Source organism: Massilia sp. UYP32, from assembly GCF_050434365.1.
GTDB classification, from domain to species: domain Bacteria; phylum Pseudomonadota; class Gammaproteobacteria; order Burkholderiales; family Burkholderiaceae_D; genus Telluria; species Telluria timonae.
Window position 1 is genome coordinate 213,327 of the sequence record NZ_JBNDIK010000002.1, and the last position, 22,766, is coordinate 236,092.

Genomic DNA, 22,766 nt, shown 5'->3' on the forward strand with positions numbered 1-22,766 from the left:
GTGCCCGCCACGTAAAATTGCTAGTATATCGGCGCGCCGCGCCGGCGTGATACTGATGAGGACAGCATGCAACACCACGACGATCCCTGGCTGTGGCTGGAACAGATCGACACCGACGAAGCGCGCGCCTGGGTCGACGCGCGCAACGCGGCCACCGAAGCCGAGCTCCAGGCCGATCCGCGCTTCGCGCCGCTCTGCCAACGCTTGAAAGGCATCCTCGATTCGAGCGACAAGATTCCCTACGTCGGCGTGCATGGCGGCTGGTGCTACAACTTCTGGCGCGACGCGGACCACGTGCGCGGCGTCTGGCGCCGCACCACGCTCGACGAGTACCGCAAGAATGCCCCCGACTGGGAAACGGTGCTCGACCTCGATGCGCTGGCGCTCACTGAGGACGAGAACTGGGTCTGGGCCGGCGTGTCCTGGCTCGAGCCCGACGCCGCGCGCTGCCTGGTCCTGCTGTCGCGCGGCGGCGGCGACGCCAGGGTGGTGCGCGAGTTCGACCTGACGCTGCCCGGCTTCGTGGCCGACGGCTTCACCCTGCCCGAGGCGAAGAGCGACGTGTCCTGGATCGACCGCGACACCCTGTTCGTCGGCACCGACTTCGGCCCCGGCAGCCTGAGCGAATCGGGCTATCCGCGCATCGTCAAGGAATGGAAGCGCGGCACGCCGCTGGCGGCGGCCACCACCGTGTACGAGGCGGCCCCTGGCGACATGGCGGCGTCCGGCTACCAGGACAACAGCCCCGGCTGGGAACGCGCCTTCGTGCTGCGCCAGATCGATTTCTATACGAGCGAACTGTTCTGGCGGCGCGGCGACCGGCTGCTCAGGATCGACAAGCCGCTCGACGCCAGCGCCTTCGCCCTGCGCGACCAGCTCGTGATCGAGCTGCGCTCGGACTGGACCATCGACGGCGTGACCTACCCCCAGGGCGCCCTGCTGGCGACCGGCTTCGACGCCTTCGTGGCGGGCAGCCGCGCCTTCGAGGTGCTGTTCACGCCGACACCAATGACCTCGCTGGACGGCGTGGCGGCCACCCGCAGCAGCCTGCTGCTGACGGTGCTCGACAACGTCAAGAACCGCATCGTCGAATTGCGGCGCGAAGACGGGCGCTGGATCCGGCGCGAGGTCGCCGTGCCCGGCATCGGTTCGCTGGGCGTGTCGGCCCTGGACTCGGACCACTCGGACGACTACTTCCTGACCGTGACCGATTTCCTGCATCCGACCACCTTGTACCTGATGCGCAGCGGCAGCGACGCGCGCGAGCCGCTCAAGGCGATGCCCGCCTTCTTCGACGCCGGGCCGTACGAGGTGAGCCAGCACACGGCGACCTCCAGCGACGGCACCCTCGTGCCCTACTTCGTCGTCGCCCCCAGCGGCAGCGCCGCCGGCGCCTCCGGTCCGACCCTCCTGTACGGCTACGGCGGCTTCGAGGTCTCGCTCAAGCCCTTCTACAGCGGCATGACCGGCGCCGCCTGGCTCGAACAGGGTGGCACCTATGTGCTGGCCAATATCCGCGGCGGCGGCGAGTTCGGCCCGCGCTGGCACCAGGCGGCCCTGCGCCAGCATCGCCAGCGCGCTTTCGACGACTTCATCGCCGTCGGCCAAGACCTGGTGGCGCGCGGCGTCGCCACGCCGCGACAACTGGGCATCATGGGCGGCAGCAACGGCGGCCTGCTGGTCGGCGCGGCGCTGACCCAGCGTCCCGACCTGTTCGGCGCCGTGGTGTGCCAGGTGCCGCTGCTGGACATGCGGCGCTACCACCTGCTGCTGGCCGGCGCCTCGTGGATGGGCGAGTACGGCGACCCGGACGATGCCGAGGACTGGGCCTACCTGGCCCGCTACTCGCCGTACCACAACGTGCGGCCCGGCCAGCGCTACCCGCGCGTGCTGTTCACCACCTCGACCCGCGACGACCGCGTCCATCCGGCGCATGCGCGCAAGATGGCGGCGCGCATGCTGGACCAGGGACACGACGTGCTGTACTGGGAAAACACCGAAGGCGGCCATGCCGGCGCCGCCGACAACGCCCAGACCGCGCGCATGGTGGCGCTGACCTACACCTTCCTGCTGCGACAGCTGGGCGAGCACGCGGCCTGAAATCCGCTCAGGAGGCCAGCCGCCTGGCGAACAGCGCTTCCCAGGTCGGCTCGATCTCCACGTAGAGCGCGACCGCGGTCTCGATCCCGACCGCCTGCGGCGACCCGATGCGGGTGGTGACCACGCCGGCCCGGCGCAGCATGCGCTCGATCGCGGTGGTGGTGACGGTGACGTAGCGCGACAGGCCGCGCTCGTGAGCGTGGCGGATGATGGCCTCGATCGACTCCATCGTCATCTCCGAGAAGCCGTAGCCGCCGGCGCCCTCGGTCTCGATCGCGAAGCGCGACAGCTCCCAGATGTGCGGGTCGCTGGGCGGCTCCTGGCCGTCGAGCAGCTGGGGGAAGGAATCCTTGAGCATGTACGGCCCTTCGGTCGGCAGCAGGCGCCAGCAGCCGCGCAGCGTCTCGCCGTCGCGCATCAGCATGTAACGCGGTTCGAGCGCGTCGTAACCATCGATCTCCATGCCGGACAGCACCGGCACTTCCCATCCCAGCCGCCCGCGGAATACCTTCGCGCGCAGCGTATGCATTTCCCACAACTCTTTCGATGCGAATGCGCGGCGTGGCGCGATCGTGATTTGCATGCTCATTGCCAACCCCCTCCTCGTTGAGAAAATCGGTTCAAGAAATATGCACTACGCATTAAAGCGTTATGCAAATCGGGTAGGCTGGGTACTATCAGCATTGATAGGTGGCGAGCAATATCGGCAGTGCAATACTTTTGGAAACGACGCAGTTTCCGAATTATTCGATTCACTACCCCGAAAGGAACGACCATGGCAAACGATCTGATGTGCGACGCACTGGCAGCCGAACTGCAGGCCAACCAGCTGGTCCAGGCCGCCGGCACGGCACGCCTGGCGCCGCACGAACTGCGTCGGCTGCGCATCACGAAGCGCGAAAGCCAGGAAAAATTCTGGGGCCGCTTCGGCGTCACCCAGTCCAGCGGCAGCCGCTTTGAAACCGGTCTCGCGATCCCGGCGCCTGTGTCGATTCTTCTGCGCATGTACATGAACGGCAAACTCAGCGATGGTGATCTTCAGGGGTGATGAGCCCCAGGGCGATGGCCTTGACCACCGCCTGCTGGCGAGTGTTGACGTCAAATTTTTGACGCACATTCGCCAGGTGAAAATTGACGGTGGCTTCGGAACAGCCCGTGATGCGTGCGACCTCCCACGACGACTTGCCCGCCATCACCCACTGCAACACTTCCAGCTCGCGCCGCGTCAGGCGCGGCGCCTCCTCAGGCCGCGTCTCCTCCTCGCGGAAGCGCCCGGAAGAAATGAAAGCGTAGTCGCGCACCAGCGACAGCATCGGCAGCGCCTCGGTCATGGCGCGCCGGGCGTCGGCGTCGGGCCGCGCATCGGACGCGAAACTGATCACCCCGAACTCGCCCTGCGGCCCGTGCACCGGCAAGGTTGCGCCGCTGCGGATGCCGTGGGCGCTGGCCTCTTCGTAGAGCCCGGCCTGCTGGGGGCCGGAGGCGAACGTGCCCGGCTCCCATACGATCGGGATCGTGCTCGACAGGCAATGGGCGACGGTCGGATCGACATGGGCGAAGCCGTTGCGGTCGTAGCGGGCGCGCCAGTCTGCGGAATAATTACTGCGCAAGAAAGCCGACTCGAAACGGGTATGGCGCGAATTGACGACGCCAAACAGCACCTGGTCGAAACCCAGCCCCCGCGCAATGGTGAACAAGGACGCGCTCCATTTGGAAGCATCCTTGGCCTGCATCAGCTCGAGTAATAAGGCAGTGTCAATCATGGGGCAAAGTTTGATGTAACACCCCTATGCTAGATGGTTCACCCCGCTCACAAATTCACAGAAATTAACAATCAAGATATTTACTTCTATCTCACATGCATGTTGTCGTGCATTTACCACAACAAAGTTGCAATCGTGCGCCCTACTAGAGGGGAATCGGCTACCCTCCGCCGAATTACCTGTAACAAATTTCAGATTAGCAAGTATTTACTAGCCGAGATACCGTTTCGCGGTTTGACTTAGATCTATAGAATCGTATCTCGTGCGTGTGTAAAAACGACACTCTTGCCGGCTCAACCGGCTAACCGACAGACTTCCTTTCAGGACGAGGATCCAGGCGATGAACACCATGACCGATATGGGCGAACAGTTGGACGTCAAGCTGCTGCTCACCACATTGATGGCCCTGAAAAAAGGCGATTTCTCGGTGCGCATGCCTGACGACTGGACCGGCGTGTCCGGCAAGATCGCCGATACCCTGAACGACATCATCGAGACCAAGCAAAAGATGGTCGAGACCGTCACGGAAGTCTCGCGGGTGGTCGGCCGCGAAGGCCACCTGACCCAGCGCGCCGACCTGCCGGGCGTGGTGGGCGGCTGGAGCACCATGATCAGCTCGGTCAACACCCTGATCGACGACCTGGTGCGCCCCACCACCGAGATGGCGCGCGTGATCGGCGCGGTGGCGAAAGGCGACCTGTCCCAGACCATGGCCCTCGAAGTCGACGGCCATCCACTCAAGGGCCAGTACCTGCGCGCGGCGATGACGGCCAACACCATGGTCGAGCAGCTGTCCTCGTTCTCGTCCGAAGTCACGCGCGTGGCGCGCGAGGTCGGCACCGAGGGCAAGCTGGGCGGCCAGGCGCAAGTCAAGGGCGTGGCCGGCACCTGGAAGGACTTGACCGACTCGGTCAACTCGATGGCCGGCAACCTGACCTCGCAGGTGCGTAATATCGCGGAAGTGACCACCGCGGTGGCCAACGGCGACCTGTCCAAGAAGATCACGGTCGACGTGCGCGGCGAGATCCTGCAACTGAAGGACACCATCAACGTGATGGTGGACCAGCTGCGTTCCTTCGCCTCCGAAGTGACGCGGGTGGCGCGCGAGGTCGGCACCGAGGGTAAACTCGGCGGCCAGGCCTATGTGCCGGGCGTGGCCGGCACCTGGAAGGACTTGACCGACAACGTCAACTTCATGGCCTCGAACCTGACGGGCCAGGTGCGCAATATCGCGGCGGTGACCACCGCGGTGGCGAACGGCGACCTGTCCAAGAAAATTACCGTGGACGTGAAGGGCGAGATTCTCGAGCTGAAGAACACCATCAACGTGATGGTCGACCAACTGTCCTCGTTCGCCTCCGAGGTGACGCGGGTGGCGCGCGAGGTCGGCACTGAGGGGAAACTCGGCGGCCAGGCGGTGGTGAAAGGCGTGGCCGGCACCTGGAAGGACTTGACCGACTCGGTCAACTCGATGGCGGGCAACCTGACCGGCCAGGTGCGTAACATCGCCGACGTGACCACCGCGGTGGCGAACGGCGACCTGTCCAAGAAGATCACGGTGGACGTCAAAGGCGAAATTCTGGAGCTGAAGAACACCATCAACGTGATGGTCGACCAGCTGAACTCCTTCGCGTCCGAGGTGACGCGGGTGGCGCGCGAGGTCGGCACCGAAGGTAAGCTCGGCGGCCAGGCCAACGTGCCGGGCGTGGCCGGCACTTGGAAGGACTTGACCGACGGCGTGAACTCGATGGCGGGCAACCTGACCGCCCAGGTGCGTAATATCGCGGAAGTGACCACCGCCGTGGCGAACGGCGACCTGTCCAAGAAGATCACGGTGGACGTCAAGGGCGAGATCCAGGAACTGAAGAACACGATCAACGTGATGGTCGACCAGCTGTCGTCGTTCGCTTCCGAGGTCACGCGGGTGGCGCGCGAGGTCGGCACCGAAGGTAAACTGGGCGGCCAGGCCTACGTGCCGGGCGTCGGCGGCACCTGGAAGGACTTGACCGACAACGTCAACTTCATGGCCTCCAACCTGACCGGCCAGGTGCGCAATATCGCGGCGGTGACCACCGCTGTGGCGCGCGGCGACCTGTCCAAGAAGATCACCGTGGACGTGAAGGGCGAGATTCTCGAGCTGAAGGACACCATCAACGTCATGGTGGACCAGCTGTCCTCGTTCGCCTCGGAGGTGACCCGGGTGGCGCGCGAGGTCGGCACCGAAGGTAAGCTCGGCGGCCAGGCGAACGTGTCGGGCGTGGCCGGCACCTGGAAGGACTTGACGGAAAACGTCAACCAGCTGGCGGCGAACCTCACCAACCAGATGCGCGCGATCGGTGAAGTGGCGACGGCGGTGACGCGCGGCGACCTGTCGCGCTCCATTCAGGTGGAAGCGCGGGGCGAAGTGTCCTACCTGAAGGACAACATCAACGAGATGATCCGCAACCTGAAGGAGACCACGCAAAAGAACGCGCAGCAGGATTGGCTCAAGACCAACCTGGCGCGCTTCACGCGCCTGCTGCAGGGCCAGCGCGACCTGCAGGCGGTGACCAAGCTGATCCTGTCGGAGCTGGCGCCGCTGGTCTCGGCCCACCACGGCGTGTTCTACATGATGGACTCGCAAGAGACCGACGCCAGGTTGCGCATGATCGCCAGCTACGGCTACCGCTCGAGCCGCAAGCTGCCGACTTCCTTCCTGCCGGGCGAAGGCCTGGTGGGCCAGTGCGCGCTGGAAAAGACCCGCATCTGGCTGACCGACGTCCCGCGCGACTACATCGTGGTGTCTTCGGGCCTGGGCTCGGCGCCGCCGAACAATATCGTGGTGCTGCCGATCCTGTTCGAGCAGCAGGTCAAGGCCGTCATCGAGATCGCCTCGCTCGACCGCTTCACCGAAACCCACCTGTCCTTCCTCGACCAGCTGATGGAATCGATCGGCGTGGTCCTGAACACGATCGAGGCCAACAGCCGCACCGAGTCGCTGCTGACCCAGTCGCAGTCGCTGGCGCAGGAACTCCAGCAGACGAACCAGGAGCTGGGCGAGAAGGCGCGCCTGCTGTCCGAGCAGAACATCGAGGTGGAACGCAAGAACCGCGAGGTGGAGCAGGCCAAGCTGGCGCTGGAAGAAAAAGCGACCCAGCTGGCGCTGTCCTCGAAGTACAAGTCGGAATTTTTGGCCAATATGTCGCACGAATTGAGGACGCCACTGAATTCGCTGCTGATCCTGGCCCAGCAGCTGTCCGACAACCCGGAAGGCAACCTGTCTGGCAAGCAGGTGGAGTTCGCGAAGACGATCTACGGCTCGGGTTCGGACTTGCTGACCCTGATTAACGACATTCTCGACCTGTCCAAGATCGAATCGGGCACCGTCACGCTGGACGTGTCGGAATACCGCTTCTCGAACCTGCGCAACTACGTCGACCGCACCTTCCGCCACATGGCCGAGGCCAAGCATCTGGGCTTCCAGGTCGAGCTGGCCGAGAACCTGCCGACGGCCGTGATGACCGACACCACGCGCCTGCAGCAGGTGCTGAAGAACCTGTTGTCGAACGCCTTCAAGTTCACCAGCCATGGCCAGGTCTCGCTGGGCATCAGCCTGGTGACCAGCGGCTGGACGGCGGATCACCCGAACCTCGAGCATGCCGACGCGGTGCTGGCGTTTTCGGTGTACGACACCGGCGTGGGCATCCCCGCCGACAAGCTGCAGCTGATCTTCGAAGCCTTCCAGCAGGCCGACGGCTCGACCGCCCGCAAGTATGGCGGCACGGGTCTCGGCCTGTCGATTTCGCGCGAACTGGCGCGCCTGCTGGGCGGCGAAATCCGGGTCGAGTCGACGGTCAACGTCGGGTCGGTGTTCACGCTCTACCTGCCGTACAACCGCGCCGGCTTCATCAACTATGAACAGGCGCGCCAACCGCAGCCGGCGCGCCTGGCGCCGCCGTTGAACGTCCCGGCCCCGCTGGTGCCGGTGCTGCAGGAAAACAGCGAAGTCTCGACCCTCGAGCTGACGGCGGACCTGCTCGACCCGAGCGGCGCCGTGGTCGAGTACGCGAGCGTGCTGGACGACCGCGGCCTGGTGACGCCGGGCGACCCGTCGGTGCTGATCGTCGAGGACGACGAGCGCTTCGCCAAGGTGGTGCTCGAATTCGCCCGCGAGAAAAACTTCAAGGCGATCGTGACCCACCGCGGCGATTCGACCTTGTCGCTGGCGCGCGACTACCTGCCGTCGGCGATCCTGCTCGACCTGGACCTGCCGGACATCGACGGCTTCACGGTGCTCGACCGCCTGAAACGCGACCCGAGCACGCGCCACATCCCGGTGCACGTCATGTCGTCGCTGCGCGAGCGCGAACGCGCGCTGCGCCAGGGCGCCATCTCGTACATCAACAAGCCGGTCGAGCGCGAGGCGCTGAACGAGGAATTCAAGCGCATCCAGAAATTCCTGATGGGCGGCAAGCGCAGCCTGCTGGTGGTCGAGGACGATCCGGCCCAGCGCGATGCGATCGTTTCCCTGATCGGCAACAACGACATCCATATGGTGACGGTCGACCATGGCGCCGCCGCGCTCGAGGCCCTGCAGTCCTCGCACTTCGACTGCATGGTGCTGGACCTGACCCTGCCCGACATCTCGGGCTTCGACCTGCTCGAGCAGATCGCCCGCTACGAACGCCTGCGCGACCTGCCGATCGTGATCTACACCGCCCAGGAGCTCACCCGCAAGGAGGTCACGAAGCTCAAGCGCTTTGCCAAGACCATCGTGATCAAGGATGCGCGCTCGCCCGAGCGCCTGCTGGACGAGACGGCGCTGTTCCTGCACCGTTCCCAGGCCAGCCTGCCCGAAACCCAGCGGCGCATGCTGGAAGAGATCCACGCCCTCGACTCGGGCCTGGCCGGACGCAAGGTGCTGATCGTCGACGACGACCTGCGCAATATCTTCGCCCTGTCGACGCTGCTGGAGCGCCAGCAGATGCAGGTACTGTTCGCCGAGAACGGCCGCGACGGCATCGAAGTGCTCGAGAAGGACCCGGGCATCGAGATCGTCCTGATGGACATCATGATGCCCGAGATGGACGGCTACGACACGATGCGGGCCATCCGCCGCATTCCGAAATTCCGCTCGCTGCCGATCATCACCCTGACCGCGAAGGCGATGAAGGGCGACCGCGACAAGTGCATCGCGGCCGGCGCCTCGGACTACATCACCAAGCCGGTCGACGTGGCGCAGCTGCTGTCGATGATGCGGGTTTGGCTGCACTGAGGCCGCGGTGAATGCCCTGACTGGTGTGCCGGTCGACACCGGCCTGGCGGAGCTCGAGATCGATCTGCTGCTCGAAGCGCTGTACCAGCGTTTCGGCCTCGACTACCGCAGCCACGAGCGCGCCATCCTGCGCCGCCGGCTGCAGGAGCTGGCGCGCCTGCACGCCTTGCCGAATCTCACGCGGCTGCAGGAACAGGTGCTGCACGCGCCCGGCGCGGCGCTGGGCGTGGTGCGCGCGCTGGCGGTGCCGCCTGCCGCCCTGTTCGACCGCCCTGACTGGGCGCGGCGCCAGCGCGGCGCGCTGGCCGATAGCCTGCGGCCGACGGCACTGCCCAAGGTCTGGCTGCCCGAGGTGGGCGGCGTGGGCGAGGCCTGGACCCTGGCCGTGCTGCTGGCCGAGGAAAAGCTGTACGGACGCACCGAAGTGTTCGCGACCCTGGCCAGCGACGAACTGCTGTTCGAGGCGCGCGAAGCCACGCTGCCGGCCTCGCAACTGGCGGACGCCCAGCGCGGCTACGAAGCCAGCGGCGGCACGGGGCGGCTGGCGGACTACTTCGAGGTCAGCGACGGCCGCGCGCGCCTGCTGCCGCGGCTGCGCGAGCGCATCACCTGGCTGCAATACTGCCTGGTGACCGACGGCTCGTTCAACGAGTTCCACGCGATCGTCTGCTGCCGCGCCCTGCCCGACTTCGGCCCGGTGCTGCGCCAGCGGGTGCTGCGCCTGTTCCGCGACAGCCTGGCCCTGTTCGGGGTGCTCGGGATCGACCGCGAACTGGCGGCGAGCGAAGCGGGCGCGGCCGACTACCAGCCCTTGTTCGACGATGGGGCGTGGTACAAGCGGGTGCGCTGAGCGTCAGAGGATGGCCGTCGCCGACCGTTCAGCGGCCATCCAGGCATCGATCTTGTCCGCCACGCCCGGCCGCAGGTGCAGTCCCAGCTTGGTCCGGCGCCACAGGACATCCTGGGCACAGGCGGCCCACTCGTGCGCCATCAGGTAGCGCAGTTCGGCCTCGTACAGGCCAGGGGCGACTTCCGCACCGAGATCGGCCAACATCCCGCACCGATCCAGCAGCACCTCCACCCGGGCGCCGTAGGCGCGCGCATAGCGCAGCGCCAGCGGCTTGGGCAGCCAGGCGTAACGCCGCTGCAGCGCCGCCACCCAGCGGTCGAATTCCAGCACGCCGCGGTTGTCGGGCTGCGGCCCGAACAGGTCGCCGCCCGGCAGCACGGCGCGCGCCGTCCATGCTCCCGTCGGCGTCGCGCCCAGCAGCGGCGCGATCCAGTCGACGGCTTCCTCGGCCAGCTTGCGGTAGGTGGTGATCTTGCCGCCGAAGACCGACAGCAGCGGCGGACCGCTGGCGTCGCGTTCGAGGAAGTAGTCGCGCGTGATCGCCGCCGCCTTGCCGGCCTCGTCGTCCAGCAGCGGGCGCACGCCCGAATAACTCCACACCACGTCGCTCGGGGCCAGCTGGCGCTTGAAGTAACGGTTGACCAGCGCGCACAGGTAGCGCGTCTCGCCCTCGCCGATCGCGGCGGCGCCGGGGTCGCCCGCGAAATCGACGTCGGTGGTGCCGACCAGGGTGAAAACTTCTTCATACGGAATGGCGAACACGACCCGGCCATCCGCATGCTGGAACAGGTAGGCGCAGCCATGATCGAACAGGCGCGGCACGACGATGTGGCTGCCCTTGACCAGGCGCAGCGCGCGGTGCGGCGCCGCCCGGTTGGCGCCGCGCGCGAAATGGGCCGCCCACGGGCCGGCGGCGTTGACCAGGCCGCGCGCGCGCACGGTCAGGGGCGCGCCGCCCCCATCGATGCGGGCCTCCCAGTGCGCGGCGCGCCGGACCACGTCTGCGCAGGCGGCATGGGTGAGCACCCGCGCGCCGCGCTCGTGGGCATCGAGGGCGTTGAGCACCACCAGCCGGGCGTCGTCGACCCAGCCGTCGGAATAGGCGAAGGCGCGCGTGAACTCGGGCTTGAGCGGCGCGCCGGCGGGGTGGCCGGCCAGCTCGATCGCGCTGGACGCCGGCAGGAAGGCGCGCGGCGCCAGCCGGTCATAGAGGAACAGGCCGGCGCGGATCAGCCAGGCCGGGCGCTGGCCTGCCACGTGCGGCATCACGAAGCGCAGCGGACGCATGATGTGCGGCGCGCTCCTGAGCAGGGTCTCGCGTTCGGCCAGCGCCTTGCGCACCAGGCCGAATTCGCGGTATTCGAGATAGCGCAGGCCACCGTGGATCAGCTTGCTGGAGGCGGACGAGGTATGCGCGCCCAGGTCGTCCTTTTCGCACAGCACCACCGACAGGCCGCGCCCGGCCGCGTCGCGCGCAATGCCGGCGCCATTGATGCCGCCGCCGACCACCAGCAGGTCGCAATCGATCGTCGTGTCCGCTCCCATCGCCCCCTCCTCCAAGCCATCCGACCCGGCGCATCCGTTCCACTTTACGCGGGCGCGCCGGTCCGGCGTTTGCCTGCGTCAATTATGCGGAGAATGGACGGGCCGGTGTGTAAAATCGCCACATGTCCATCCCGTCCACGCCAGACCGGACCCGCGCCTGGGTCCGCATGCCATCCGGCCGCCGCCTCGACCTGCTCGACCCGACACCCTTCGACTGGGACGACGCCGACCTGGCGCTCGGCCTGGCCCGCACCTACCGCTGGGGCGGCCACTCGGCCTGGCCGTTGCCGCTGTCGGTGGCCCAGCACTCGATCACGGTGATGCTGCTGCGCCGCGCCGCCGCCCCGGCGATCACGCCGCTGGAAGAGTTGCGCGAACTGCTGCACGACGCCGAGGAAGGCCTGCTCGGCTTCGATGCGATCTCGGTGATCAAGCCTTTCCTGGGCGACGCCTTCCGCGCGCTGACCAGGCGCCTCGAACACATGGTATTCCTGCGCTATGGCCTGCCGGCCTGGGACGCGCGCAGCCATGCGGCGCACAAGCGCGCCGACCGCCTGGCCGCGGCCACCGAGGCCGTGCACGTGGCCGGCTGGTCGCGCGAGGAGGTGCGGCGCACCCTCAAGATCCGCGCCGGGGTGCTGGCCGAGGATCCCCTTGCCGCCTACTACGATTGCCGGCCGTGGGAGCCTTGGGCGCCGGGCGTGGCCTGCGAGCGTTTCATGCGCGAGCTCGAGCGGCTCGCGCTCGCGGTGCGCTCGACCGACTGACGTCTCAGGCGCCTGCGCTCAGCGTCTTCTCCAGGTGGCGCTCCAGCCCTTCCAGCGACTTGCCGCGCGTTTCCGGCACGCAGGTCGCGACGAAGGCCAGCGAGGCAATATTGATGGCTGCGAACACGAAGAAGGTGGCGCTGCCGAACTGCGCCAGCGCGATCGGGAACAGCAAGGCGACCAGGGCGTTGAACACCCACTGGCAGGCCACGGCGGTGCCGGTCAGCACGCCGCGTACGTGCATCGGAAACAGTTCGGACATCAGCAGCCAGTACACCGGCGCGACCAGCATCTGCATGCACAGCAGGAAGCACAGGATGCAGGCGAGCGCCGCGTAGCTGCGCGCCAGACCCTCCGGGAACCACGTCAGCACGATGCCGAGCGCGGCCTGGGTCAGGATCACGCCGCCCAGGCCGGTCATCAGCATCGGCCGGCGGCCGTGCTTGCCGATCAGCCAGATGCCGATCAAGGTCGCGATCACCGACACCACGCCGTTGCCGATGGTGGCGGTCAGTGCGGCATTGGTGCCGAGGCCCGTCGAAGTCAGGATGATCGGGGTGAAATACATGAAGGCGTTGATCCCGGTGAACTGGGCGGTAAAGCCCAGGCCGATGCCGATCCACAGCAGCTTGCGGATCCACGGCGTGCCGAGCACGGCCGACCAGCCCGCCTGCTCGCGCTCGATCGCGTTCTGCCTGGCCATCTCCGCCATCTCGGTCTCGATCTGCCTGTCGCTCGAACGGATCTGCCCGAGCACTGCGCGCGCCTCGTCCATCCGGCCCTGGCCGGCAAGCCAGCGCGGCGACTTCGGCACCAGCATCATGCCCAGCCCCAGCAGGATGGCCGGAACCGCCGAGATGGCGAGCATGTAGCGCCAGACGTGCGGGGAATCCGACAGGTAGGCCAGCAGCGCATTGAGCACGTAGGCCGCCAGCTGGCCGGTCACGATCATCAGCTCGTTCTGGCTGACCAGGCGCGCGCGCCGGCTGGGGCCGGCCATCTCGGCAATGAACACCGGCACCGTGGACGAGGCGCCGCCCACCGCCATGCCGAGGATGAAGCGCATCGCCACCAGCACCGCCACCGACGGCGCCAGCACCGAACCGAGCACCCCGATCATGAACACCAGCGACAGGCCCATCAGCGTCGTACGGCGGCCATACTTGTCCGACAGCGTGCCCGCCATCAGCGAACCGAGCGCGGCGCCGAACACCAGCGACGAGGTGACGATGCCCTCGGTCACCGGCGTCAGGCCGAGACCGCCCTGCGCGGGCGCCAGGCCGAGGAACGGCAAGGCGCCCGAAATGACGCCCGTGTCATAGCCGAAGGCCAGCGCGCCCATGGTCGCGGCGATGGCGACCTTGAACACGAAGCGGCTTTCCCTGGTATCGGGAGGGGTGGGGTTGGCGGGATTGGCGGCGTGCGCTGGCGGCGTGACTGATGACATGAGGCGAGATCCTTTGGAAAATGGGGACGCGGCAGGCGGCATGCGGGCGGAGCCCGCCGCCCTCGCCGTCGCGAGGACGGCGGAGCTCGCGTGGCCGGGCGATAAGTCGGCCACTCTGTTGGAATTGCTTGATACAGGTTAACTGCAGTTATCGATCTGGTATGTTCGATAACTTACATATTAGTGAATCTTCTTGCAATTCACGAATGACAGCCCGTTCCTGACGTGCGGCCGCACCCTGACACCCGCGTCGGCCCCACGCCGGGGCAGCCGATCCTGCCGACGGCCGGATGCGACTTGCGGCCGCGGGCGGGCGACGCCAAGTGCCTGATTTCATTCGATCTTTGGGTCTATCCACAAGAAATGTGGATAACTGTGTGGAAAAGCGCCACTTGACAAGTCGCAAGCGCAGCATTGATGCGGGTTTCAACAAAATGCCCGTTCAGAAGGCAAAAAAATATCCCCGTAAAATCAGTCACTTGCACGTGCACCACTTCTGCGCGTCCATGTCACATACGGCAAACTCCTACAAAAGTGGGGCACCGGGGATAAGTCGTCAATTTGTCCGCATCTGTCGTCATTTCCACGCGTTCCGGGCGCGGTCGCGCACCATCATGCGGATGCTGTCGGGCATGGGCGTGCGCAGCTCGCGCTTGTCGGCGCTGAGCCAGGCGCATTCCTCGAAATGCTTGAGCATGACCGGGGTGATGAAGCGCGTGCGCGTCGCATACACATGGCGGTCGCCCATGCTCGACTGCTGCTTGATGAAGAAGCGGTTCGGCACCACCAGGTGCAGGTTCTCGCGCGCCCGCGTCATGGCCACGTAGAGCAGGCGCCGTTCTTCCTCGATGTCGTCCTGGCTGCCGGTCGCCATGTCGGACGGCATGCAGCCGTCGACGACGTTCAATACGTGCACCGTGTTCCACTCCTGCCCCTTGCTCGAGTGGATCGTGGACAGGATCACGTAGTCTTCGTCGAGCAGCGGCGCGCCGGCGCGGTCGCTGGTGGCCTCGGGCGGATCGAGCGTGATCTCGGCCAGGAAGCTCTCGCGGTTGCCATAGCCGCCGGACAGCGCCACCAGCTGGTCGAGGTCGGCCGCGCGCACCTGCGCATCGTCGTGCAGGCGCTCCAGGTGCGGCTGGTACCATTCGCGCGCCAGCTCGAGATCCATCGGCCAGCGCAGGCCGGGCGTGCGCAGGCGCCGGTACAGCGCGCAGAATGCCTGCCAGTCGGTCTTGCAGCGCGCCGGCACCGCGAAGCCTTCCAGTGCCGCCGCCGGATCGTCGCTGCTGCCTGCGGCCTCGACCAGCCGGGTGGCGGTCGCCTGGCCGATGCCGGGAATCAGCTGCAGCGCGCGGAAACCCGCCAGCCGTCCGCTCGGGTTCTGGGCGAAGCGCAGCACGGCCAGCACGTCCTTGATGTGGGCCGCTTCCAGGAATTTCAGGCCGCCGAACTTGACGAAGGGGATGTTGCGACGCATGAGTTCGAGTTCGAGCGCGGCGCTGTGGCTGGCGGCGCGAAACAGCACCGCCTGGCTTTTGAGTGCGACGCCGGTCTCGCGCTGTTCGAGGATGCGGTTGCAGACCCAGCGCGCCTGCTCGGCTTCGTCGGGAATCAACACCAGCTGCGGCTTGATGCTCGACGCCTTGTCGGTCCACAGGGTCTTGGCGTGGCGCTCGAGCGCGGCGCCGATCACGGCGTTCGACGCGTCCAGGATCGGCTGCGTGGAACGGTAGTTGCGCTCCAGCGTGATCAGGTGCGCCGGCTGCGAGAACTGGGCCGGAAAGTCGAGGATGTTGCGCACGGTGGCGCCGCGAAAGCCATAGATCGATTGCGCATCGTCGCCGACGACCATCACGCCGCGGCCGTCGGGCTTCATGCCGGTGACGATGGCCGCCTGCAGGCGGTTGGTGTCCTGGTATTCGTCGACCAGCACGTGGTCGAACAGCGCGCCGAGCTCCGCCCCCAGCACCGGGTCGGCCGCCATCTCGGCCCAGAACAGCAGCAGGTCGTCGTAGTCGAGCACGTTCTGCTCCTGCTTGGCGTCGACATAGGCGCCGAACAGGGTCTTGAGCTGGGCTTCCCACTCGCTGCACCAGGGGAAGAACGCCTGCAGCACCGCGTCGAGCGGCTCGCGGCCATTGACCACGCGCGAATAGATCGACAGGCAGGTGCCTTTCAGCGGAAAGCGTTTGTCGAGCTGGCTCAGGCCGATCTCGTGGCGCACCATGCCCATCAGGTCTTCGGAGTCGCCGCGGTCGTGGATCGTGAACCCGGCATCCAGGCCGATGCGTCCGGCGAACTCGCGCAGCAGGCGCGCGCCGATGCTGTGGAAGGTGCCGGCCCAGGGCAGCGTGACCGGCGCCTGGCTGCCCTTGAGCCCGAACAGCCGGTGCAGCACGCCGCCGGCGCGCTGGGTCATCTCGGTGGCGGCGCGGCGCGAAAACGTCAGCAGCAGGATGCGCTGCGGATCGGCGCCCGACTGGATCAGGCGCGCCACCCGGTGCGCCAGGGTGTTGGTCTTGCCGGAACCGGCGCCGGCCACCACCAGCAGCGGACGCGGCGCGTCAAGCCCGACGTCGTGCTCGACCGCTGCCCGCTGCTCGGGGTTCAGGCTGGCGAACGGGTCGTCGGTGGCGGACAGGTTGGCGATCGGATCGGCGACGGCGGACATGGGACGGAATCTGGAAATGCCATACTGTACATTTATCCAGTCACGGGCCGCAAGCAGAAAATGCGGCCGTCTGACGCCACCGTCAAGGAGTTGTCAAGAATGACATCAGGCATGACCTCAGCAATCGCTGCCAAGTCACGGATAATCAAGGCGTTTTTTGGATATCCACAAAGTCTGTGAATAAGTATGTGGAAAAGCGGGGGCTTGACACGCTGGACGCGGCCTCCCGTGCGGCTTTCAACAATTTGCCTATTGGGAAGGCAATCTCGTTTCCGCTGAAAATCAAGGGCTTACACGATTTGTCCCTGATGCACACAGTATGCACCATAAATAAAGGCGCTGTCATCGTTATCTGTTGATGACTCCGAATGCAATACGCAGCAATTGCTCGACAGAAGTGACCCGTCCGCCATCGAGCGCCCACTGCCAACCCAGATAATTGGGCAGCCAGCGCGACGCCACGCCATGGAAGCGCGCCAGCCATTGTTTGAAGCGTCGGTGATAGGCGTTGACATTCTGGATATGGATGGCGCCCTCGATGCCGTTGCGGACTCGTTCTCCGGCACTGAGATTGACAGCCTGGTGCGCGATGCCGTGGGCACGGGCGAAGGCGGGATAGGCGGCGTTGGTGTCGGTGACCAGCAGCGCTTGCGGATCGAGTTTCGGCAGCAGGTGCCTGACCAGCTGGGCCACTTTCAGGGCGCCGCGGCCGGTGACGGCGTCGATGGTCTGGCCGCTGCGGTCGCGCGCCACCAGGATGCAGTCGAGGTGATGCGAGATGCCGCGCAGGGCGGCCCTGCCACCGCGCTTGCGCGGCTGGCGGTCGAGCTTGCGCGAACCCTTCTGCGATTCGAGCAGGAACATTTCATCGGCCTCGACGATACCCAAAAGGCGCTCAGGCCGGTCGTCCTTGACCCGGTCGAGGAAGCGGTGGCGCCAACGAAACGCCGTGTTGGGATGCACGCCGACACGCTTGGCCGCAGCGCGGACTGTGCGGGAGTCGAGCACCGTTTCCAGATAATCGAGCCACCTGCTCTTGTGCCCGAGCCGCGCCAGCGGCGTGCCGGTCAGGTCGTTGAAGGTGCGGCCGCATGCACAACAGCGAAAGCGCTGCAAATCGTTGGCCTGGCCATGCCGGTGGCATCGATCGCAGGCGCAGTCGGGGCAGCGTCGCCCCTTTGATCGGATCTCACCGATGAGGGCGATCACCCTGTCGAGCCCGGCTGCAGGATGCAGTGCCGCCAGCACCTGCTGGCGTTGCGGCTGGTTCAGCAGCGCAAGCTGGGCAAACAGCTTCGCAAACTTCGGCGCTTGCATGGCGCGCTCCCCGATCGATGGCGACCGGGATTGGACCGCGAGTCAACTCAGCAGTTCAATGCTCATCCATATCTAACGAGTACAGCGCCTAAATAAATGTGGCGACAACGTCATGGTCAACCGGGCGCCACTCCCGATCAGGCGAGCGCCCGGCGCCGTTCCGGTTCGAGCAGCACGCGTTCGATCACCTGCGAGCGCACGCCATGCGCCTTGAGGTACTCGAGCGCCGGCATGGTGCCGCACTCGCCCAGCGTGGCGATGCCGCGCGCCACGATGTCACGCTCGCGTACGTTGCGCCTGAGCTCGGAAGATCCGGAGAGGCGTTGGTCGATATCCTGGGCACGGTATGGGCTCATGGCGCGGGTCTCCGGTGGGTTATGTCGCTGACGCACCACGAGTATTGACGATGCTGGAATGAAGTCAATGTCAAACCTGTATCGAACCGCGAAAACCCTGGCTGGATGCCTGTGGCCTCGACCAGCGCTGCGCCGCCCGCCCGTCATCCTGCCTACAATCGGCCGCAACACACCAACCATGAGGATTTCCATGAGCATCCAACCCGACCTGAATCCCGGCGACGACGCCGCTCCCGGCACGCCTGGCGCCGGCGAGGACATCTGCGACGCCTGCGCCGGCCGCGGCACGCTGGCCGATGGCAAGCCATGCCCGCAATGCGGCGGCACCGGCCGCGTGATGGAAGGCATCGGCGGCGGCTGAGCCACTACCCACGGCGGGTAGTGCGTGGACACGGCACGGGCCCTGCGGCGATAATCGCCGGATGAGCGCCTCACCCTTGCCGATACCGCCTTCCGCCCCCCAGTCCCCACGTACTGCGCCGCCGGCCGAACCCGATCGTCCCCGTCCGACTTCGCTGACCGACCTGTTCGTGTCGTTCACGCTGATCGCCCTGCAGGGCTTCGGCGGGGTGCTGGCCGTGATCCAGCAGCAAGTCGTCGAGCGCAAGCGCTGGATGAGCAACGAGGAATTCATCGAAGAATGGTCGGTGGCCCAGATCATGCCGGGCCCGAACGTCTGCAACCTGGCCATGATGATCGGCAGCCGCCACTTCGGCCTGGCCGGCGCCATGAGCGCCCTGGCCGGCATCCTCACCGTGCCGCTGATCCTGGTGCTGTGCCTGGCCCTGGTCTACGCGCAGTTCGCCGCCCAGCCCCAGGTCCAAGGCGCCCTGCGCGGCATGGCCGCCGTCGCCGCCGGCCTGATCGCCGCCACCGGCCTGCGCATGTCGGTCGCGCTGACCAAGAACGTGATTCCGCTCGCGGCCTGCATCGCGATCGCCGCCGCCGGCTTCGTGCTGCTAGCCTGGATCCGCATGCCGCTGGCGGCCGTGATCGGCCTGCTCGGCGGCCTCGGCTGCGTGCTGGCCTGGCGCGGGCTCAAGCCATGAGCGCGCCCAGCCTGGTGTTCGGCTGGCATGACTGGCTGAACCTGTTCGTCCATTTCCTGATGCTGTCCATGATGTCGCTCGGCGGCGCGATCTCGACCACCTCCGAGATGCAGCGCTACCTGGTCGAGCGCCAGGGCTGGCTCAGCCAGACGCAGTTCGCCGACTCGGTGGCCCTGGCCCAATCGTCGCCCGGGCCCAACGTCCTGTTCGTGGCCCTGCTGGGCTGGAACGTGGGCCTCAATTCCGGCAGCGTGACGGCCGCGCTCTACGGCGTCGCGATCTCGATGATCGGCATCATGCTGCCCTCCACCGTGTTCACCTACCAGGTGGCGCAGTGGGCCCAGCGCAACCGCGAGCTGCGCGCCGTGCGCGCCTTCAAGCAGGGCATGGCGCCGCTGGTGATCGCCATGCTGCTGTCGACCGCCTGGCTGCTGGCCACCGGCGGCGGCAAGGGCGGCGAACACATGGACAACTGGCCCCTGTGGCTGCTGACGGCGGCCACCGCCATCGTCATCTGGCGCACCCGGCTGCACCTGCTGTGGATGCTGGCGCTCGGCGCGCTGCTGGGAGCCCTGGGCGTGGTCTAGTTGGCAAGCCGGGGCGGGAAGCGGCATACTGGCGGCATCCATCAACTGCAATCGACCCCAAGATGCCCCAACTCCTGAATGAACACGCCTGCTTCGGCGGCGTGCAGCGCTTCTACCAGCACGACTCGGCCGCCATCGGACTGCCGATGAAATTCTCGGTCTACCTGCCGCCGGCGGCGGGCGAGAAGAAGCTGCCGGTCCTGTTCTACCTGGCCGGCCTGACCTGCACCGAAGAAACCTTCATGATCAAGGCCGGCGCCCAGCGCCTGGCCAGCGAACTGGGCGTCATCCTGGTCGCGCCCGACACCAGCCCGCGCGGCGCCAACGTGCCGGGAGAAAGCGACAGCTGGGACTTCGGCGCCGGCGCCGGCTTCTACCTCGACGCCACCCAGGAGCCGTGGGCGCGCCACTACCGCATGCACAGCTATCTGCTGGAACTGCATGCGCTGGTGCTGGCCACTTTCCAGGCCGACCCGGGCCGGGTGGGCATCTTTGGCCACTCGATGGGCGGCCATGGCGCGCTGACCATGGCGCTCAAGCACCCCAACCTGTTCCGCTCGGTGTCGGCCTTCGCGCCGATCGCCGCGCCGAGCCGTTGCCCGTGGGGCAAGAAGGCCTTCGGCGGCTACCTCGGCGCCGACGAAAACGCCTGGCAACAATATGACGCCAGCGCCCTGATGGCATCGCACACCAGCGCGCCGTTCCCTGGCGGCATCCTGATCGACCAGGGCCTGGGCGACAAATTCCTGGTCGAACAGTTGTTGCCCGAGGTCTTCGAGCAAGCCTGCGCCAAGGCCGGGCAGCCGCTCACCCTGCGCCGCCATGCCGGCTACGACCACGGCTATTACTTCATCTCGACCTTCGTCGAAGACCATCTGCGTTTCCACAGCCGCCAGCTCGGCTGATCCACCGCGCGCGGCCCCGTCCGGGGCCGCCATTCTCATCGACATCATTCCGCGCGGCAAACGAACGACGGCCACGCTCGTCCCTGTGTATGCTGGAAGTTAACAACTTCTTCATCATGCAAGAGCTCGAACCATTCATCGACCGCGCCGACGCGGGCACGAAATTGGCAACTGCGCTGGCACAGGCGTTGGCACACCATGCCGGCATTCAAGACGTACTCGTGCTGGCCCTGCCGCGCGGCGGCGTGCCGGTCGCGTTTCCGATCGCGCAGGCGCTGGGGGCCGAACTCGACCTGATGCTGGTGCGCAAGCTCGGCTTGCCCAACCAGCCCGAGTTCGCCATGGGCGCCATTGCCAGCGGCGGTGTCCAGGTGCTCCAGCCCGGCGTGCCGGGCCTGATGGGCGTGACCCGGGCCGAAGTCGATGCGGTGATCGCGGCGGAACAGGCCGAACTGGCGCGGCGCGAACGGCGTTATCGCGGCGAGCGCCCCCCATGCCGGGTGGCGGGACGCTGCGTGATCCTGGTCGACGACGGCATCGCCACCGGATCGACGATGCTGGCGGCGGTCGAAGCGGCGCGCCGCCAGCGGCCGTCGCGGCTGGTGGTCGCGACGCCGGCGGCGGCCCGGGAGGCGCTGGACGCCTTGCGCGGCGTGGTCGACGACGTGGTATGCCTCGTCGCCCCGCCCCGCTTTCGCTCCGTCGGGCAGTGGTATCGCCACTTCGGGCAGACCGGCGATGAAGAAGTGCAGACCCTGCTGGCGCAGGCGTGGGCCTTGACGCGCGACGCCGCCAGCCAACCCCACCGAAAGGAGCCGACATGAACGATACGAACGAAAAAGCGATGAACGCAGGTAAATGGATCGGCGCAGCAGTCGCAGGCGCATTGCTGATGTACGCATTCGACCCGGACCGCGGCGCCAAGCGCCGCGCCAACGCCCGCGGCGCACTGCGCGACGCGCGCGACCGCACCGGCGACCGCCTCGAACACGCCTGGCACAACGCCGGCGACCGCCTCGACTCGGCGCGCCTGCGCGCCACCGGCGCCGCGGCCCGCGCCGGCGAACGCCTGGCCGGCGCCGCCCATGCGGCGGGCGACCGCCTGGCCGAGGTTTCGCACCGCACGCGCGACCGGCTCGAACATGCGCGCGAGCGCCTGGCCGACGCCTCGTACGAGGCGAAGGACCGCGCCAGCCACGCCGCCCACGAGGCCCGCGATCGCGTGAAACACGCCGCCTACGAGGCGCGCGACCGCGCCAGCCATGCGGCATACGAAGCGCGCGAGAAGGCCGAGTATGCCGCCGACAAGGCGCGCGACCGCGCCGAGTACAGCGCCGACCGCGCCGCCGAACGTGCCCGCGAACGCGCCGACCTGGCGCGCGAACGCCTGGAACAGACCGCCCACAGCGTGAAAGCCGACGCCCGCTCGCGCGCCCACGCCGCCGGCGACCAGGTGCGCGCCTGGACCGACCACCTGAGCCAGGTGTTCGGCGCGCGCAGCCCGACGCTCACCAATTCCGCCCTGCTGGGCACCGGCGCCCTGAGCGTGGTCGGCCTGGTGCGCCGCTCGCCGGTGGCCGCCCTGCTCGGCCTGGGCGCGCTGGCGGTGCTGCTGCGCAGCGACCGCGGCCGCCACCTGGTCGATTCGCTGCGCCACCGCGGCGCCGCCAGCCAGGTCGGGGTGGAGAACTCGATTCACATCGACGCCGCGCCGAAGGAAGTGTTCGACGCCTGGTCCGAAGTCGAGAACTTCCCGCGCTTCATGTCGCACGTGACCGAAGTGCGCGACCTCGGCCACCGCCGCTCGCACTGGGTGGTGCGCGGCCCCGGCGGCATGGAATACGCATGGAACGCCGTCATGACCGAGCAGTCGCGTCCCGAGCGCCTGTCGTGGCGCAGCGAACCGGGTTCGGAGATCGAGCAGGAAGGCTCGGTGACCTTCGAGCCGTCCGGCAACGGCACCCGCGTCACGGTGCGCATGACCTACTCGCCGCCGGCCGGCGCGCTGGGCCACGGCATCGCGCGCATGCTGGGCGCCGACCCGCAGCGCCAGATGGACGACGACCTGGCGCGCATGAAAGAGTTCATCGAGCGCGGCGGCGCCCACTACGCCGGCCACCAGGCGGCGCCGAGCCACAGCTTCCTGCACTGA

Annotated in this window: 18 protein-coding genes; 11 read left to right on the forward strand and 7 right to left on the reverse strand. The window is 67.1% G+C overall.

The annotated features are described in order from the left end of the window. The first annotated feature begins 27 nt into the window (after window positions 1-27). Entirely contained in the window at window positions 28-2,100 is a 2,073-nt protein-coding gene (locus ABIB42_RS02415) for a prolyl oligopeptidase family serine peptidase (protein WP_313632951.1), read from the forward strand. Window positions 2,101-2,107: 7 nt separating this feature from the next. On the opposite strand, the gene ABIB42_RS02420 is transcribed toward ABIB42_RS02415, so the two are convergent. Beyond that, complete coding sequence (locus ABIB42_RS02420) at window positions 2,108-2,689, reverse strand: acyl-homoserine-lactone synthase (RefSeq protein ID WP_005667320.1); 582 nt, start codon at window positions 2,687-2,689, stop codon at window positions 2,108-2,110. Window positions 2,690-2,875: 186 nt separating this feature from the next. Between ABIB42_RS02420 and ABIB42_RS02425 the strand changes: the two genes are divergently transcribed. Further along, window positions 2,876-3,148, forward strand: coding sequence for a helix-turn-helix domain-containing protein (locus tag ABIB42_RS02425; protein ID WP_005667319.1), 273 nt, complete (start codon window positions 2,876-2,878; stop codon window positions 3,146-3,148). Here the strand turns inward: ABIB42_RS02425 and ABIB42_RS02430 are convergent. Beyond that, window positions 3,123-3,863: a LuxR family transcriptional regulator gene (locus ABIB42_RS02430; RefSeq protein WP_313632887.1), complete on the reverse strand. Its 741-nt coding sequence runs from the start codon at window positions 3,861-3,863 to the stop codon at window positions 3,123-3,125. The two genes, ABIB42_RS02425 and ABIB42_RS02430, sit on opposite strands and share 26 nt — an antisense overlap. A gap of 340 nt (window positions 3,864-4,203) precedes the next feature. Between ABIB42_RS02430 and ABIB42_RS02435 the strand changes: the two genes are divergently transcribed. Continuing rightward, window positions 4,204-9,117 (forward strand): response regulator, encoded by a 4,914-nt coding sequence (locus ABIB42_RS02435; RefSeq protein WP_071362389.1) that lies wholly within the window; start codon window positions 4,204-4,206, stop codon window positions 9,115-9,117. 7 nt (window positions 9,118-9,124) lie between these two features. Further along, window positions 9,125-9,967, forward strand: a complete 843-nt coding sequence (locus tag ABIB42_RS02440) for a CheR family methyltransferase (RefSeq protein ID WP_219864393.1) — start codon at window positions 9,125-9,127, stop codon at window positions 9,965-9,967. 3 nt (window positions 9,968-9,970) lie between these two features. Here ABIB42_RS02440 and glpD read toward each other — a convergent pair whose 3' ends face one another. Next, window positions 9,971-11,512: a glycerol-3-phosphate dehydrogenase gene (gene glpD, locus ABIB42_RS02445; protein ID WP_429247836.1), complete on the reverse strand. Its 1,542-nt coding sequence runs from the start codon at window positions 11,510-11,512 to the stop codon at window positions 9,971-9,973. 122 nt (window positions 11,513-11,634) lie between these two features. On the opposite strand from glpD, the gene ABIB42_RS02450 reads away from it, so the two are divergent. Next, a complete protein-coding gene (locus ABIB42_RS02450; RefSeq protein WP_005667310.1) occupies window positions 11,635-12,279 on the forward strand; it encodes a hypothetical protein in 645 nt (214 codons plus the stop codon). Window positions 12,280-12,283: 4 nt separating this feature from the next. Here the strand turns inward: ABIB42_RS02450 and ABIB42_RS02455 are convergent, their stop codons facing one another. The 4 genes from ABIB42_RS02455 to ABIB42_RS02470 all read right to left on the reverse strand — a co-directional run bounded on the left by ABIB42_RS02455 (window position 12,284) and on the right by ABIB42_RS02470 (window position 18,073). After that, window positions 12,284-13,726, reverse strand: a complete 1,443-nt coding sequence (locus ABIB42_RS02455; RefSeq protein WP_313632891.1) for a sugar porter family MFS transporter — start codon at window positions 13,724-13,726, stop codon at window positions 12,284-12,286. Between the two features lie 577 nt (window positions 13,727-14,303). After that, window positions 14,304-16,400 (reverse strand): ATP-dependent helicase, encoded by a 2,097-nt coding sequence (locus ABIB42_RS02460; protein ID WP_429247837.1) that lies wholly within the window; start codon window positions 16,398-16,400, stop codon window positions 14,304-14,306. 348 nt (window positions 16,401-16,748) lie between these two features. After that, a complete protein-coding gene (locus tag ABIB42_RS02465; protein WP_429247838.1) occupies window positions 16,749-17,717 on the reverse strand; it encodes an IS1595 family transposase in 969 nt (322 codons plus the stop codon). A 137-nt stretch (window positions 17,718-17,854) separates the two neighbouring features. Further along, window positions 17,855-18,073: a hypothetical protein gene (locus tag ABIB42_RS02470; RefSeq protein ID WP_184238722.1), complete on the reverse strand. Its 219-nt coding sequence runs from the start codon at window positions 18,071-18,073 to the stop codon at window positions 17,855-17,857. A 190-nt stretch (window positions 18,074-18,263) separates the two neighbouring features. Between ABIB42_RS02470 and ABIB42_RS02475 the strand changes: the two genes are divergently transcribed. From ABIB42_RS02475 to ABIB42_RS02500, 6 genes are all read left to right on the forward strand, one after another. After that, entirely contained in the window at window positions 18,264-18,434 is a 171-nt protein-coding gene (locus ABIB42_RS02475) for a hypothetical protein (RefSeq protein WP_005667305.1), read from the forward strand. Window positions 18,435-18,495: 61 nt separating this feature from the next. Beyond that, a complete protein-coding gene (locus ABIB42_RS02480; RefSeq protein ID WP_312161434.1) occupies window positions 18,496-19,122 on the forward strand; it encodes a chromate transporter in 627 nt (208 codons plus the stop codon). Continuing rightward, window positions 19,119-19,709 carry a chromate transporter gene (locus ABIB42_RS02485; RefSeq protein ID WP_005667302.1) on the forward strand — a complete coding sequence of 197 codons (591 nt, stop codon included), beginning with the start codon at window positions 19,119-19,121 and terminating at the stop codon, window positions 19,707-19,709. Before ABIB42_RS02480 ends, ABIB42_RS02485 begins: the two co-directional genes overlap by 4 nt. Before the next feature lie 62 nt (window positions 19,710-19,771). Continuing rightward, window positions 19,772-20,614 carry an S-formylglutathione hydrolase gene (fghA, locus tag ABIB42_RS02490; protein WP_005667301.1) on the forward strand — a complete coding sequence of 281 codons (843 nt, stop codon included), beginning with the start codon at window positions 19,772-19,774 and terminating at the stop codon, window positions 20,612-20,614. 89 nt (window positions 20,615-20,703) lie between these two features. Further along, window positions 20,704-21,438 (forward strand): phosphoribosyltransferase, encoded by a 735-nt coding sequence (locus ABIB42_RS02495; RefSeq protein ID WP_370662488.1) that lies wholly within the window; start codon window positions 20,704-20,706, stop codon window positions 21,436-21,438. Continuing rightward, window positions 21,435-22,766 (forward strand): SRPBCC family protein, encoded by a 1,332-nt coding sequence (locus ABIB42_RS02500; protein WP_071362380.1) that lies wholly within the window; start codon window positions 21,435-21,437, stop codon window positions 22,764-22,766. The genes ABIB42_RS02495 and ABIB42_RS02500 overlap by 4 nt, the downstream gene beginning before the upstream one ends.

Excerpts from the sequence above, each read along its gene's own strand:
- ABIB42_RS02420 (WP_005667320.1), bottom strand. The coding sequence starts at position 2,689 with ATGAGCATGCAAATCACGATCGCGCCACGCCGCGCATTCGCATCGAAA.
- ABIB42_RS02425 (WP_005667319.1), top strand. The coding sequence starts at position 2,876 with ATGGCAAACGATCTGATGTGCGACGCACTGGCAGCCGAACTGCAGGCC.
- ABIB42_RS02430 (WP_313632887.1), bottom strand. The coding sequence starts at position 3,863 with ATGATTGACACTGCCTTATTACTCGAGCTGATGCAGGCCAAGGATGCT.
- ABIB42_RS02435 (WP_071362389.1), top strand. The coding sequence starts at position 4,204 with ATGAACACCATGACCGATATGGGCGAACAGTTGGACGTCAAGCTGCTG.
- glpD (WP_429247836.1), bottom strand. The coding sequence starts at position 11,512 with ATGGGAGCGGACACGACGATCGATTGCGACCTGCTGGTGGTCGGCGGC.
- ABIB42_RS02450 (WP_005667310.1), top strand. The coding sequence starts at position 11,635 with ATGTCCATCCCGTCCACGCCAGACCGGACCCGCGCCTGGGTCCGCATG.
- ABIB42_RS02455 (WP_313632891.1), bottom strand. The coding sequence starts at position 13,726 with ATGTCATCAGTCACGCCGCCAGCGCACGCCGCCAATCCCGCCAACCCC.
- ABIB42_RS02460 (WP_429247837.1), bottom strand. The coding sequence starts at position 16,400 with ATGTCCGCCGTCGCCGATCCGATCGCCAACCTGTCCGCCACCGACGAC.
- ABIB42_RS02465 (WP_429247838.1), bottom strand. The coding sequence starts at position 17,717 with ATGCAAGCGCCGAAGTTTGCGAAGCTGTTTGCCCAGCTTGCGCTGCTG.
- ABIB42_RS02470 (WP_184238722.1), bottom strand. The coding sequence starts at position 18,073 with ATGAGCCCATACCGTGCCCAGGATATCGACCAACGCCTCTCCGGATCT.
- ABIB42_RS02475 (WP_005667305.1), top strand. The coding sequence starts at position 18,264 with ATGAGCATCCAACCCGACCTGAATCCCGGCGACGACGCCGCTCCCGGC.
- ABIB42_RS02480 (WP_312161434.1), top strand. The coding sequence starts at position 18,496 with ATGAGCGCCTCACCCTTGCCGATACCGCCTTCCGCCCCCCAGTCCCCA.
- ABIB42_RS02485 (WP_005667302.1), top strand. The coding sequence starts at position 19,119 with ATGAGCGCGCCCAGCCTGGTGTTCGGCTGGCATGACTGGCTGAACCTG.
- fghA (WP_005667301.1), top strand. The coding sequence starts at position 19,772 with ATGCCCCAACTCCTGAATGAACACGCCTGCTTCGGCGGCGTGCAGCGC.
- ABIB42_RS02495 (WP_370662488.1), top strand. The coding sequence starts at position 20,704 with ATGCTGGAAGTTAACAACTTCTTCATCATGCAAGAGCTCGAACCATTC.
- ABIB42_RS02500 (WP_071362380.1), top strand. The coding sequence starts at position 21,435 with ATGAACGATACGAACGAAAAAGCGATGAACGCAGGTAAATGGATCGGC.